Origin of the sequence: Halomonas meridiana (assembly GCF_009846525.1) — a bacterium.
GTDB lineage: Bacteria > Pseudomonadota > Gammaproteobacteria > Pseudomonadales > Halomonadaceae > Vreelandella.
Map to the genome: position 1 here is coordinate 3,802,975 of NZ_CP024621.1, position 13,582 is coordinate 3,816,556.

12 protein-coding genes are annotated in these 13,582 nt (G+C 58.0%); 6 read left to right on the forward strand and 6 right to left on the reverse strand.

Features of this window, described 5'->3' with window-relative positions; translation table 11 throughout:
- Nucleotides 1-62 precede the first annotated feature (62 nt).
- Nucleotides 63-2,336, reverse strand: coding sequence for a type I restriction-modification system subunit M (locus tag CTT34_RS17945; protein ID WP_174788539.1), 2,274 nt, complete (start codon nucleotides 2,334-2,336; stop codon nucleotides 63-65).
- Nucleotides 2,337-2,474: 138 nt separating this feature from the next.
- Nucleotides 2,475-3,353 (reverse strand): YicC/YloC family endoribonuclease, encoded by an 879-nt coding sequence (locus CTT34_RS17950; RefSeq protein ID WP_159343620.1) that lies wholly within the window; start codon nucleotides 3,351-3,353, stop codon nucleotides 2,475-2,477.
- Nucleotides 3,354-3,472: 119 nt separating this feature from the next.
- Between CTT34_RS17950 and rph the strand changes: the two genes are divergently transcribed.
- Nucleotides 3,473-4,210 (forward strand): ribonuclease PH, encoded by a 738-nt coding sequence (gene rph / locus CTT34_RS17955; RefSeq protein WP_159343621.1) that lies wholly within the window; start codon nucleotides 3,473-3,475, stop codon nucleotides 4,208-4,210.
- Nucleotides 4,211-4,298: 88 nt separating this feature from the next.
- Here rph and CTT34_RS17960 read toward each other — a convergent pair whose 3' ends face one another.
- Nucleotides 4,299-5,066, reverse strand: a complete 768-nt coding sequence (locus CTT34_RS17960) for an exodeoxyribonuclease III (RefSeq protein ID WP_159343622.1) — start codon at nucleotides 5,064-5,066, stop codon at nucleotides 4,299-4,301.
- Nucleotides 5,067-5,207: 141 nt separating this feature from the next.
- Between CTT34_RS17960 and pyrE the strand changes: the two genes are divergently transcribed.
- Complete coding sequence (gene pyrE / locus CTT34_RS17965; protein WP_159343623.1) at nucleotides 5,208-5,873, forward strand: orotate phosphoribosyltransferase; 666 nt, start codon at nucleotides 5,208-5,210, stop codon at nucleotides 5,871-5,873.
- 2 nt (nucleotides 5,874-5,875) lie between these two features.
- On the opposite strand, the gene CTT34_RS17970 is transcribed toward pyrE, so the two are convergent.
- Entirely contained in the window at nucleotides 5,876-6,346 is a 471-nt protein-coding gene (locus CTT34_RS17970; RefSeq protein WP_159343624.1) for a tRNA (cytidine(34)-2'-O)-methyltransferase, read from the reverse strand.
- Between the two features lie 108 nt (nucleotides 6,347-6,454).
- On the opposite strand from CTT34_RS17970, the gene rep reads away from it, so the two are divergent.
- Nucleotides 6,455-8,524: a DNA helicase Rep gene (gene rep, locus CTT34_RS17975; RefSeq protein WP_159343625.1), complete on the forward strand. Its 2,070-nt coding sequence runs from the start codon at nucleotides 6,455-6,457 to the stop codon at nucleotides 8,522-8,524.
- A gap of 119 nt (nucleotides 8,525-8,643) precedes the next feature.
- Here the strand turns inward: rep and CTT34_RS17980 are convergent, their stop codons facing one another.
- Together CTT34_RS17980 and CTT34_RS17985 are read right to left on the reverse strand one after the other, a co-directional pair.
- Nucleotides 8,644-9,480, reverse strand: a complete 837-nt coding sequence (locus tag CTT34_RS17980; protein ID WP_159343626.1) for a c-type cytochrome — start codon at nucleotides 9,478-9,480, stop codon at nucleotides 8,644-8,646.
- A 268-nt stretch (nucleotides 9,481-9,748) separates the two neighbouring features.
- A complete protein-coding gene (locus CTT34_RS17985) occupies nucleotides 9,749-10,639 on the reverse strand; it encodes a GNAT family N-acetyltransferase (RefSeq protein WP_159343627.1) in 891 nt (296 codons plus the stop codon).
- Between the two features lie 60 nt (nucleotides 10,640-10,699).
- Between CTT34_RS17985 and CTT34_RS17990 the strand changes: the two genes are divergently transcribed.
- The 3 genes from CTT34_RS17990 (at nucleotide 10,700) to CTT34_RS18000 (ending at nucleotide 13,509) form a co-directional block, all read left to right on the forward strand.
- A complete protein-coding gene (locus CTT34_RS17990) occupies nucleotides 10,700-11,374 on the forward strand; it encodes a response regulator transcription factor (RefSeq protein WP_159343628.1) in 675 nt (224 codons plus the stop codon).
- Nucleotides 11,371-12,771 carry an ATP-binding protein gene (locus CTT34_RS17995; RefSeq protein ID WP_159343629.1) on the forward strand — a complete coding sequence of 467 codons (1,401 nt, stop codon included), beginning with the start codon at nucleotides 11,371-11,373 and terminating at the stop codon, nucleotides 12,769-12,771. Before CTT34_RS17990 ends, CTT34_RS17995 begins: the two co-directional genes overlap by 4 nt.
- Before the next feature lie 120 nt (nucleotides 12,772-12,891).
- The gene (locus tag CTT34_RS18000) at nucleotides 12,892-13,509 is read left to right on the forward strand and encodes a CBS domain-containing protein (protein WP_159343630.1); all 618 of its coding nucleotides are present in this window, start codon (nucleotides 12,892-12,894) and stop codon (nucleotides 13,507-13,509) included.
- Nucleotides 13,510-13,582: the final 73 nt, after the last annotated feature.

Sequence of the window (13,582 nt, forward strand, 5' to 3'; positions counted from 1 at the left end):
TGGAACACTTTGTATCCAAGGAACATTGGAGTCACGAAGGTCAGAATATGTTGAAAGCTGCATCAAACCACCTCCGCCAACATAGCGACGATTTCCTTTTCCAACTTACTAATTTCGCCAGCGATCTCTTCCAACGGGCGTGGTGGCTCGTATACGTAAAAATGGCGATTCAGCGGGATCTCGTAACCCACCTTGGTTTTGCTATGGTCAATCCAGGCATCAGGTACATGCGGCAATACCTCAGCGGTAAGGTAGGCCTCGCAATGGTCCTTCACCAACGCAAGCAGCTTGTCATGCCCGGTTTCGTTGTCGTATTTCAGCGGCAAGGGCAGGCTGATATCGTCGGGCAGAGTTACATTTTCGGTATCGCGCAACTCCGGATCTGGCTCTGGGTTGCCCTTCTTGTCACGGCAAATGTCGGCCTGTGGGTCCCGCTCTGACAGCGCCGCCAATATCGCCTTCTTCACCGGAGCACCTAGCTTGAGGTCGGCCTTCTTAAAAGCCTTATTCAAAACGGCTTCGAATTCGTTCCGGTTCTGATAAAGGATGTTGCCATCCAGCCCTCCGAGCAGGTCTTTTATGGCAGCCTGAGTCTGTTTGCCCGCCTCAATTTCCGCCTGATAGGCCGCTTGGTCCTTACGCTTTTTACTGGTGGCCAGGTTGGCAAAGGCCCGCTGATCGTCGAGTCGAGCAACTCTCTGGGGGCTGACCTGGAAATTCAGCCTTAGAGGGCGTTCCACTGTGATTTTCAGATAGCCAAACTCGTGGTTATCAAAGATCTTGCTGACGGTACGGGTTTCGGTTCCTGTCGGTCTTGATGATCCTTTGGTATGCACCGGCGCTACGGAAGTCGCGTCATGCTGATGTTCGGCGTAGAGGCGAACCAGCTCGCGGATATGCTCCTCGGCCAGCTCGTTTCGCTTGTTCCCCAGGCTTTTGTCCATCTTTTTGTAATGGCGGGTGCTGTCGATTAGCTGTACTTTGCCTCGGCGGTGTTCCGGCTTGCGGTTACTGACAATCCAGACGTAGGTGTAGATGCCGGTGTTGTAGAACATCTGGTCCGGCAGGGCCACGATGGCATCGAGCAGGTCGTTTTCGATAATCCAGCGTCGAATATTGCTCTCACCACTACCGGCGTCACCGGTGAATAACGGGGAGCCGTTGAAAACCACGGCAATCTTCGAGCCGTCACCACCTTCGCTGTTATTATCAAGAGGAAGGCCACCCACCAGTTTCGGCGGGTTGTGCATCTTGGAAATCATGTGTTGCAGGAACAGTAGCGAGCCATCATTGATTCGGGGCAGACCGGCACCAAAGCGCCCGGAAAAGCCCTGGTCGTCGTACTCCTCACGAACGAAATCTTCTTCCGGCTTCCATTCAACCCCAAAAGGCGGGTTGGAAAGCATGTAGTGGAATTTCTTCTCCTGGTGGCCATCGTGAGGTACGAAGCCGTTGTTTTTGTTCTTGGCGTCTTTCACGCCCAGCGTGTCCCCATAGATGAGGTTGTCGATGGGTTCGTCTTTGATCAGAAGGTCTGAGCAACAAATGGCGTAGGATTCCGGATTGTACTCCTGGCCGAACAGCTCGATGTGGGCATCGGGGTTCAATCCTTCATGGGTACCGTCACCGCAAATGTACTTTTCAGCTTCCGAGAGCATGCCACCGGTACCTGCTGTGGGGTCGTAGATACTCCGGTAAATGCCCGGCGCGAAGATGCCTTCCTCATCGGTAAACAACAGCTGCACCATCAACCGGATGACTTCACGGGGGGTAAAGTGGTCCCCGGCCTCTTCGTTGGCCTGTTCATTGAACTTTCTGACCAGCTCTTCGAACAGATAGCCCATCTGTAGGTTGCTGAGGGTCTTGGGTGAGAGGTCAATTTCGTTGCTACAGAACTCTTTGAGAATCAGGAAAAGGCGGTTGGCCTCATCCAGCTTGGCGATTTCCGCCTCGAAATCGAACTTATCAAAGATGTCCCGAGCGCGGGGTGAGAAACCCTGGATGTAGGCAATCATGTTGCCCGCAATGTTCGGCGGATCAGCCAGCAGCTTATCGAAGGTGAAGCCGCTGGTATTGAACAGTTCCTGTTTGCGGCCACTGGTGGCAATGCGTGAAAGCGCCTTTTCCAGTGCAGGGCCGGTTATGCCGCGGGCTTCCAGGCGTTCCTTCTCAGTCAGTACCTTTTTCTGGTTTTCCGCCAATACCAGGTCAAACCGACGCAAGACGATCATTGGCAGCATTACCCGCCGGTACTGCGGTGGCCGATACGGGCCTCGAAGCTTGTTAGCGATGTTCCAGATGAAGCCGACAAGGTTTTGATGATGGTTTTGTTGCATGCTGCTCTCTATTTAACTTAAAAACTAATTTTCATTTGGCTAAATTTTTATAACCAGACCATTTAGTAAAAATCTAACTAACCATATAAATAACTTAAAAAATAAGGTTTTTAGAGGACTATAATGTTCATGGATGACTCACTCAATATTCTGAATCTGCTCCCGCATCTGCTCAATCAGCACCTTCAACTCCACCGCGCAGCGGGTCGTTTCCGCTACCACAGATTTCGATGAAAGCGTATTCGCTTCGCGGTTAAGCTCCTGCATCAGGAAGTCCAGGCGGCGGCCTTTGGGGCCTTTTTGGGCGAGCTGGTGGCGCACTTCGTCGATGTGCGCGGTGAGGCGGTCTAGCTCTTCGTCCACGTCGGCTTTTTGGGCGACCAGTACCAGCTCGGCTTCCAAGCGCTGGGGGTCGAGCTCGGTTTTGGCGATTTCTAAGCGCTCTAGCAGCTGGGCACGCTGGCGTTCCAGGATTTGCGGGAGCAGGCTGCGTACGGTGGCCACTTGCTCGCTCACCGCGTCAAGGCGGGTGGTGATCATCTCGGCCAGTTTTTCGCCTTCGCGGGCGCGGGCGTCGATCAGCTCATCCAGCGCTTGGTTAAAAAGCGTTTTGGCGGCGGCTTTAATGGCGTCTTGGTCGAGGTGCTGGGTTTCCATCACGCCGGGTTGGTTGAGCAGCGCCAGCGTGGTGGGCGGCACAGCGCTGGGCACCTGCTGCTGAATGGCGGCCAGGGCATCGGCAATCTCTTTTAGGCGCTGGGCGTTCACGGCCGGTGCTTGGGCGGTGTCGGCGCTCTCGAACCGCACGCTGCACTCTACCTTGCCACGGGCCAGGCGCGTGCGCAGTGCTTCGCGCAGCACCGGTTCTAAATCTCGCAGGCTTTCATGGAGGCGAAAGTGCGGCTCTAGGTAGCGCTGGTTCACCGAGCGAATCTCGACCTGCAGGGTGCCAAACGGGGCGGCCTGCTCGGTGCGGGCGAAGGCGGTCATGCTGTGTACGCGGCGGGAAGCGGCCATAAGTCGATGCATCCTTTCCATCAATGTGATTCCGAACAGTCTAACCGATAGGCCCATCCGCGCACGCTCAGACGTGTACAATAGAGGGCTTTTCCACTTTTAAAATGATGTGAGGTGCTATGCGTCCTGATGTAGTTCGCCCCAGCGGTCGCGAGGCCGACCAGCTCCGTGAAATTCGCTTAACCCGTGATTACACCCGCCATGCGGAAGGCTCCGTGCTGGTGGAGTTTGGCGATACCAAGGTGCTGTGCAACGCGAGCGTGGAAGCGGGCGTGCCGCGCTGGCTGCGCGGTAAACATCAGGGCTGGATTACTGCCGAATACGGCATGCTGCCCCGCGCGACTCATACCCGCAGCGGCCGCGAAGCGACCCGTGGCAAACAGGGTGGCCGCACGCTGGAGATTCAGCGCCTGATTGGCCGCAGCCTGCGCGCAGCGGTGAATTTGAAGAAGCTGGGCGAGTTCACCATCACCGTGGATTGCGATGTCATCCAGGCCGATGGCGGCACGCGTACGGCGGCCATTACCGGCGGCTGCGTGGCGCTGGTGGATGCGCTTCGCTACCTGCAGCGGGAAAAGAAGATCAAAGGCGACCCCTTCAAGCAGTTGGTCAGTGCGATCTCAGTAGGCATCTACAAGGGCGTGCCGGTGCTGGACCTGGACTACCCCGAAGATAGCAAAGCCGACACCGACCTGAACGTCGTGATGACCGAAGGCGGCGAGCTGATTGAAGTACAGGGCACGGCGGAAGCGGGCGCGTTTAATCGTAAAGAGCTGAACGCGATGCTGGATTTGGCCGAGAAAGCCGGTGATGAACTGCGTGAGAAGCAGCGTGAAGCGCTGGGGATTCGCGGTTAAAGGAGCCCAGCATGACTCGGGCCCTGAAACGCAACAGGCCAGCGGTAAGCTGGCCTGTTGGCGGTGCGACGCGGGAAGTAGCTAACGCTTAAAGCGCTAGATCATACTCAACGATCAGCGGTGCGAACTCTGAGAAGGTCGCATCGTAATCAATCCACGCGTCCACCACGTGACGACGGAAGTTGGGGCCGACCAGTTGGTAGTCGATCCGCCAGCCTTCTTGACGGTCACGGGGCACGTCTTGGTCAAGTTTTGGCCACCAGGTGTACTCGCCTGCATCGCGATTAATTTCGCGGAAGGTGTCGATAAAGCCGGTGGGGCCAAGCACCTGATCCATCCAGGCACGCTCTTCCGGGCGGAAACCCGAGGTGAGCTGGTTGTCCGACCAGTTGGCCAAATCGACGGTTTTGTGGGCAATGTGCCAGGTACCGCAGATGATGTATTCGCGGCGTTTGCGCGACATCTTCGTCAGGTACTCTTGGTACTGCTCCATAAACGCCTGCTTGGCTTTTTGGTCACTTCCATCAGGCATCAGGAAGGTGGCAATGCTGAAGCGGTCATAGTCCGCCTGCAGAAAGCGCCCTTCGTGGTCACACTGAGGAAACCCCAGGCCGTACATAATGGCTTTGGGGATTTTGCGGCAATAGAGTGCCACACCGGAGAAACCATCTTCCTCGGCATCCAGGAAGTAGCCTTCGTAGCCTTCCGGATAGAGAATGTGGTCACCCAGTTCAAAACTTTTCGCCTTGATGTTCTGCACGCAGACCACGTCGGCATCCTGCTGAGCCAGCCAGTCCAGGAAGCCACGGTCGACGGCATCACGTATACCATTGACATTGATGCTGGCAATTTTCATAAATCGTCCCTTTTGCGTCGCTGCTGTATGATACCCGACGTTTAGACGTTTGGGTAAAGGCAGCGAGTAAAACTTGCCATTTACCCTACTTTTATTGTTGCTTTCGTGCCGATTGAAACCTACCGCTTAGTGAGGAATGCCGTGGCCACCACTCTACAACCCTACCAGCGCGATTTCATTGCTTTTGCCATTGAACAGGGCGTACTTAAGTTTGGCGAGTTTACGCTGAAATCTGGCCGCGTTAGCCCCTACTTTTTCAATGCCGGGCTGTTCCAAACCGGTCGGGCGCTGGCCAAGCTGGGCCGCTTTTACGCCCAGGCGATTGTGGATAGTGGCTTGAAAGCTGACGTGCTGTTTGGCCCGGCCTACAAAGGCATTCCGCTGGCGGCGGTCACTGCGGCGGCGCTGGCCGACCACCACGATCTGGATATGCCTTACTCCTTCAATCGCAAAGAAGCCAAAACCCACGGCGAAGGTGGCAACATTGTGGGCGCGCCGCTTTCAGGCGATATTTTGATCATCGATGACGTGATCACCGCAGGCACCGCGATCCGTGAAGTGATGGGCCTGATTGAGCAGAGCGGTGCCCGTGCCGGTGGGGTGATCATTGCCCTCGACCGCCAGGAGCGCGGCCAAGGCGAACAGAGCGCCATTCAAGAAGTACAGGCCCAGTACGGCATGCCGGTGGTCAGCATCGTCACCCTTGAGCAAGTGCTGACGTATCTTGAAGAGCACGCAGGCGGCGAGATGCTCGCCTACGCCGATGCGGTACGCGCTTACCGCGACCAATACGGCATTGCCGGGTAAGTCTAAATCTCGAGGGCGCCGGCGTAATCCTGCTGGCGCCACGCTTCATAGCTCACCACCGCTACCGCGTTGGAGAGATTCAAACTACGGTTATTAGGCTGCATGGGGATGCGCAGTTTATGCTCCGCCGGAAGCATGGCGTGCACGTCTGGAGAGAGCCCGGCGGTTTCTGAACCGAACAGCAGTACATCACCCGGTGCGAAGCTAGCATCACTGTGGGCGCGGGTGCCCTTGGTGGTAATCGCCCAGATGGTGCGCCCCTGCATGGCGGTGTAAAACGCCGTAAAATCTGCGTGGCGGGTCACGTTGGCAAGGTCGCGGTAGTCTAAACCAGCGCGGCGCAGCTTTTTCTCTTCGAGATCAAAGCCCAGCGGCTCGATCAAATGGAGACGGCAGCCGTTGTTCGCCACTAGGCGCATAATGTTGCCCGTATTGGGAGCCATGCGCGGCTCGAATAGCGCTACTTCAAACATCACCACCTGCCTATGAGTTACCTGCTGTATTTGCCTGCTGCGCCTTCGTCAGCGCCGCTGATTGTAATAGAAATTGCCCTGAAACACTTGTAGAGGTCACCCTTCGCCATGACGCCCCAACCGCCAAAGAGCATTCTTAGCCGTATCAAAGGGCTCAACCCACGCCAGCAAGAAGCGGTGCGCTACATCGATGGCCCTTGCCTGGTACTGGCGGGCGCGGGGTCGGGCAAAACCAGCGTCATCACCACCAAGATTGCCTACCTCGTGCAAGAGTGTGGCATGAGCGCACGCAAAATTGCCGCGGTGACCTTTACCAACAAGGCCGCTCGGGAGATGAAAGAGCGGGTGGGCCAGATGCTAAAGGGCAAAGAGGGCCACGGGCTGACGGTCTCTACGTTCCACAACCTGGGGCTCAATATCATTCGCGGCGAGCTGAAAACCCTGGGCTACAAGCCGGGGTTTTCGCTGTTCGACCCGGAAGATGCCAAGGCGCTGCTGCGGGATTTGATGAACAAGGATGCCCAGGTCGATGCCGAGCAGATCAACGCCGTGCAGGCCAAAATTTCGACCTGGAAAAACGACCTGGTGCTGCCAGGGGATGCGCTCTCGTTCGCGGCCGACGATGACGAGCACTTCGCCGCCCGCGTCTATGAAGCCTATGTTCGTCACCTGAAAGCCTACAACGCGGTGGATTTCGACGACCTGATTCTGCTGCCGGTGGTGCTCTTACAGCGCGACCCAGAGGCGCTAGCCCGCTGGCGGCGTAAAATCCACTACATGCTGGTGGATGAGTATCAGGACACCAACGTCTCCCAGTATCTGCTGGTAAAGCTGCTGATGGCGGAACGCGCCACCTTTACCGTGGTAGGCGACGACGACCAGTCGATTTACGCGTGGCGGGGCGCGCGGCCAGAAAACTTGGTTACGCTGGGGGAGGATTTCCCTCGTTTGAAAGTCATCAAACTGGAGCAGAACTACCGCTCCACCGGCACTATCCTGCGCGCCGCCAACACGCTGATTGCTAACAACCCCCACGTCTACGACAAAACCCTGTGGTCGGATATGGGCGACGGCGCGCCGATTCGCGTGGTGGTGAATCGTCATGAAGAGGCTGAAGCTGAACGGGTCGCTAGCGAAATGCTCACCCGGCGCATTAAAGAAAAAGCCGAATGGCGCGATTTTGCGGTGCTCTACCGGGGCAACTTCCAGGCACGGCTGCTTGAGCTAAAGCTGCAGCACTACCAAATTCCGTACAAGCTCTCCGGCGGCACATCGTTTTTCTCTCGTAACGAGATCAAAGACGCCATGGCGTACCTGCGCCTGCTGATTAATCCCGCCGACGACAACGCCTTTTTGCGCATCGTCAACGTGCCCCGCCGCGAAATTGGCCCCGGCACGCTGGAGAAGCTCGCCAACTATGCCACTGAGCGCTCGATTTCGCTTTTCGCCGCCTGCCATGAATTAGGGCTCGAGCAAACCCTACCTACCCGCGCCGTGGAGCGGTTATCACGTTTTACCCACTTTATCGATGGCGTGCGCAAACGGATGGACCAGGGCGATGCCATTGCCGCGATCCGCGACATGCTGCGGGATATGGATTACGAAGCGTGGCTCTACCAAAACGCCAGCGCCCCTACTATTGCCGAGCGGCGCATGGCCAACGTGTGGATATTGATTGATCAGTTGGAGAAGTCGCTGAACCGCGACCCGGAAGACGCGACAGATTCCACCGAAACAGAAACCGACGGGGTGGAAGTGGCCATTTCGCGCCTAGTGCTGCGGGATATTCTCGAACAGCAGGCAGAGGAGGATGACTCGGATCGGGTTCAGCTGCTCACCATGCACGCCTCCAAAGGGTTGGAGTTCCCCCATGTGTATCTGATGGGCCTGGAAGAGGATTTGCTGCCCCACCGCAACGCCATCGAGATGGATACCGTGGAGGAGGAGCGCCGCTTGGCCTACGTGGGTATTACCCGCGCACGGCGTACGCTAACGCTGACGCTGGCCCGCCAGCGCAAGGCGTATGGCGAACTGATGGACTGCCAACCCAGCCGCTTTTTGGATGAGCTGCCCGCGGATGATTTGGAGTGGGAGGGCCGCGCCGATAAAGAAGACCCGGAGAAAAAGCAGGCACGCGGTAAAGATGCGATTGCCGGGCTGCGCTCGCTGCTGGGATAAGCGGGCAGGGCAAGCGAGATGTATCGCACAAAAAAATACCCACAGGGGGTTTGGAGCGCCCACCTGTGGATAGTTTATAACGCTTGGCTTACCCGCCCATGAGGGCGGGCCGCTCGCCTTTACTGTGCTTGCGAGACCATGTAATCCACCACGGCCATAATCTCTTCATCGGAAGCGCTGCTGCCACCACGCGGCGGCATCACGCCTTTACCGTTGAAGACGCTTTGGTAGAGTGCGTCAGTACCCTGCTCAATACGCGGGCCCCAGGCTTCCGCATCGCCCAGCTTCGGTGCACCGGCAACACCAGCACCGTGGCACGCCGCACAGCCAACGCTGGCGTAGAGTGCTTCACCGTCTAAACCGCTGTCACCACCGGCAGCTTCTTCTTCATTGGCGGCGGCGGCTTCGCTCGCAGACTCTTCTTCTGCAGCGTCGTCGGCTGCTGCTGCCATGTCGTCGCTCGCGCCCTCTTCAGAGGCTTCTGCTGCGGCTTCTTCTTCACCGCCCCCTAGCTCAGGCACTTCCATGACAGGCTCGACCATATAGGCAACCGCAGCTTCCATCTCTTCATCAGAGAGGTTGGGGTTGCCGCCACGGGCAGGCATCGCGCCAATACCGTTAATGGCGTGGTCTAGCAGGGTGGCAAAGCCTTGCTCGGTACGCTCGGCCCAAGCGGCTTCGTCACCGCGTACCGGCGCACCGGCCGCGCCGGTTTCGTGGCACGCCATACAGACGTTGTTGTAGATACCCTCGCCATCTACTTCACCATCACCGCCACTGCTAGAAGCCGCGGGGGCTGCTGCCGTGCCGCAGTCTTGGCCTTGAAGGCAGAGTTGTCCTACCGGCGCTAGGCGCTCAGCGATTGCGTCACGCGCTGCATCTTGGGCATAAGCACCGGATGTGCCTGCCATGACGCCGAGGGCCGCCAGCCCGCTCATGATCAGCTTAGATTTCACTCTCACCACCTCTTGAGTTTTATGTAGTAAACGCGTTGCGCTTCAAAACGAGTGCGTCCGTTTTTTGCTTATGCTGGATACCTAGCGCTTGGAGACACCGCTCTTACCGGGGTGCGGCCGTGCCACTTCCGATGGACGCTGCCACCGGGGCACCGAAACGCCAAGACATACGTATAGAGTTAGTATACCGAGAACATAAAGGGTAAGAAAATGCTACTAAGCGCGGCAATTCAACCCACGGCCGCAATACGCGGGTCGAAAGCCCGTTTCAGTACCAACCCAGGAGGCGCTCACGTCCCAGCGATTCGAAGCCCGCCTGGTCGTATACCCGCCTAGCTGGCGTGTTCTGCGCATCTACCGTCAAACTGAGGTAGTGTGCCCCTGATTGAGCAGCCAAGGTTTGCGCATGGCGAACGATGGCTCGTCCTAATCCTCGCCCCCGCCAGTCGGGCAGCAACCCCATCAGTTGCAGGCTCCAGTGCGAAGAAAGGGTAGCGAGCAGCAATACTCCTACCGGCTTTTCTTGGTGTTCCAACCAATACCAGTGCGGCGGGTGAGCCGATGCCGCTTGGGCTTGGAACCCCGCTAGCAGCGTCTTCACCGGCAGCGCGTCGCGCAGCGCCGGGCAGTCCAACGACGCTTCCCCTACTCGCGCCAACAGCGCATGCTGCTCGGCCAGGGGTAACGTCGTGAACGGGCGTAATCCTAGCGATGCCTGGGGAGCAACGGGGGGTTGGCACGTCCATACACGATGCTCCAACGTAGCCATGGCCCGCATCCCCCCATTGACTAACACGTCCTCCCACGCGGCCCACGGCGCAGGTAGCGCCACATGGCAAAGCGTGATGGGCTGGCGATGTACCCACCCTTGCAAGGCACTCAGCAGCGGTGGGACAGCAGCGTCGTTGTGCCGGGGGAGCCATAGCTGCGCCGTGTGGTTCGCCAGCGGCTGCACCCAGGCGACCGCGCGTATGTGTTCGTCTTCCATCGCGACCCACAGGCCGCGCCAAGCGTCCGCACTGGCCGTGGTGAGGGCATGTTGCAACCCAGCCTGAAGGGCAGGATCGTGGACGGCGGCCAGATGCAGCAGGGCTTCACGCCGCCGGTGCTCTGGACAGGGCTGAACGACAATGTGGCTGAGTAACGAACAACGTGTCATGTTAGATAACCGGGTAATTTGAAAAAGCCCCTATGCGTCAAGGAGGGTTCATCCCACGTTATGCGCCTCTTATTAGTAGAAGACGACCCCAGCTTAGCATCGGGAATTCGCATCGCCCTAAAACCCGAACACTATACGGTGGATCATCTTACCGATGGAGATGCGGCGCTTAGTGCTCTTCAAAGCGAACCCTTCGATGCAGTGATTTTGGACCTCGGTTTACCTCACGTGGACGGCATGGACGTGTTACGGACGATTAGGCGCCTGGGCAGCCAAGTGCCCATTTTAGTGCTCACTGCCCGTGACGCCGTGGACCATCGCATCGAAGGGCTCGATGCGGGGGCCGATGATTACCTCACCAAACCATTTGAGGTGGATGAACTCAAGGCGCGTTTACGTGCCCTGCTGCGTCGTAGCCAAGGTCAAACCAACGGCGTGCTCAAATTTCGTGGTATTAGCCTGGACCCTCAAACGCTGATCGTGACGTACCAGCACCAGACGGTTCCCCTCTCACGCCGTGAGCTCGCGCTTCTGCAAGAGTTCATGAGCCATCCTGGACGTGTCTTTACCCGCGATACGCTCACACGGTTGATTTATGGATGGGAAGAGGATGTCGAGAGCAATGCCATCGAGGTCCATATCCACCATTTACGGCGTAAGCTGTTTCCCGATGTGGTGCGAACGGTACGAGGAATCGGCTACGTCATGGATAAACCCGAGCAGGCCGCGCCATGACATCCATTCGCCGCCGCACGTTAGGCCTCGTCCTGCTCGTCTTTGGCATTAGCATGCTGATCATTGGCTACATTAGCTACCGCTATGCCGCGCGCGAAATCGAAGCGTTGCACGATAGGAGCTTAGCGCAAAACGCCGCGTTGTTAGAGGGACTACTGCAAGCCCCGCTGCCTGCGCACGATCAGTCGTTGCTTATTAAAAGCCTGGAAACGGCGCTCTCAGCCCCCAATCAGCGTGCTGCAACGCCTCTAGACGGCAGCCTACGTGAACTGGCCTTTCAACTCTGGGAAGAGGACCGTTTGCTGCTACGCTCTGCCAGCGGACCCAGCACGCCACTGGTGCAGCAACCCGTTGGCTACTCGACGCTGACGGTGGATGAGTACGCTTGGCGCGTCTATGTGCTCGACGTACCTGGCAGCACCCAACGCGTGGTGGTCAGCGAGCGCGCAGACGTGCGCGGTGAGCTGATCAGCGCCGTGGCGCTGCGTACCCTGCTGCCCGATTTGATTGGGCTACCCTTTTTGACGCTGCTGCTATGGTGGTCCATTGGCTGGGGGCTGGCCCCCCTGTCTCGCATGGCAGAGCAGATCCGTAACCGCGACCCGCACAATCTAAAACCGTTACCGCTCTACCCGCTGCCTCAAGAGCTGGGCACCATTGCGGGGGCGTTGAACCGGCTGCTGGAGCGGCTGCGGCAACTGCGCGTGCGCGAAAAACGCTTCATTGCCGACGCCGCCCACGAGCTGCGCACTCCGCTGGCCGTGCTGGATCTTCACGCCCAAAATGCGCTGGCGGCCGAGAACGCCGAAGATCGTGAAGAGTCGCTTCATCACCTGCGCAGCGGCGTCGCCCGCTCGACGCGGCTGGTCTCCCAACTGCTGACGCTGGCCCGCCTCGACCCCGAAGAGGAGCCGCTGCCTGAGCTGCGCTACGCCAACATGCTGCTGGAAACCCAGGAGACACTGGCAAAGCTCTCGCCGCTGGCCGCCGAGCGCCAGCAGCAGTTACTGCTCACTGCCGATGACCACGCCGATTGGCGTATGGAAGAGGAGCCTGGTGCCATTGAAACCTTGGTACAGAACTTGGTCGGCAACGCCCTTCAGCATGCTCCCGAGCAGAGCACCATTACCGTGACCCTCGAAACCGCCCCGCAAAGCATTACGCTGATAGTGGACGACCAAGGCCCCGGCATCCCTGCCGAAGAGCGCAGCCGGGTGATCGAGCGCTTTCAGCGAGCGGGCCCAGGTGCCGGTGCGGGGCTGGGGTTATCCATCGTTGAACGTCTGGTCAAACGCCATGAGGGCCAATTGCACTTGGAGGACGCCCCGGGCCGCGGCCTGCGCGTTCGAGCAGTATTGGCAAGAGAAGCGCTGACACTGCGCCATGCGAAAGAATGAGAAAAAATGTAACGTCGGCAGACTCTTAAGATTGTGATAAGAATTCCGTGCAAATGTGAAGGTACAGAGCAGGCGCGTAGTGAATGACCTGCTTCTTCACAACCACGGAGGTACCCCACGATGAACCAATCCCTGCACTCCCATAAGCCGCTCGTTCAGTTTGGTGCTACCCCGCTACTCACGACCCCGGCACCCAAGCAGCTCACTCCCGACAGCCCGGCCATGTCGGTACTCACCGACTTTACCCACGTCATGCCGCAATCCATCGCGGGCGACACGCCCATCGATGAGGCTCATTTGAAAATGCGTCATGGCGGTATCCGCCTGCTGTTCGTGATGGACAAACAGTCTCACTGCGTGGGCGTGCTCACCGCGAAAGAGGTCATCGGCACCCGGCGCATCAACCTGGCCATGCAGCAGCGCAATTTGGAGCGCTCCGAAGTGACGGCCGCGATGATCATGACGCCTTGGGAGAAACTCAGCGCCATGCCGCTGGAGCAGCTCGCCTCGCTCACCATCGAAGACCTCGTGCTCTCGATGGAAAGCTTTACCGAACAGCACCTGCTGATCACCGAACGCAAGCCGAACGAGGAGCTGAGCGTGAGAGGCATCATCTCCGCCACCGATATTCAAACGGTGATGGGAAGTCGAATCCCAGCCAAGCTTCCAACGACAGTGGTCCCCATGGCTCGCAGCTTCGCCGATATCTGCCAGGTGATTACCGGACACGACCTGTAACCCTCGCAAGGCACATTACCCGTCAGAATTTGATCGCTTTATTACACAAACGCCCCTTATCGAACCGATAAGG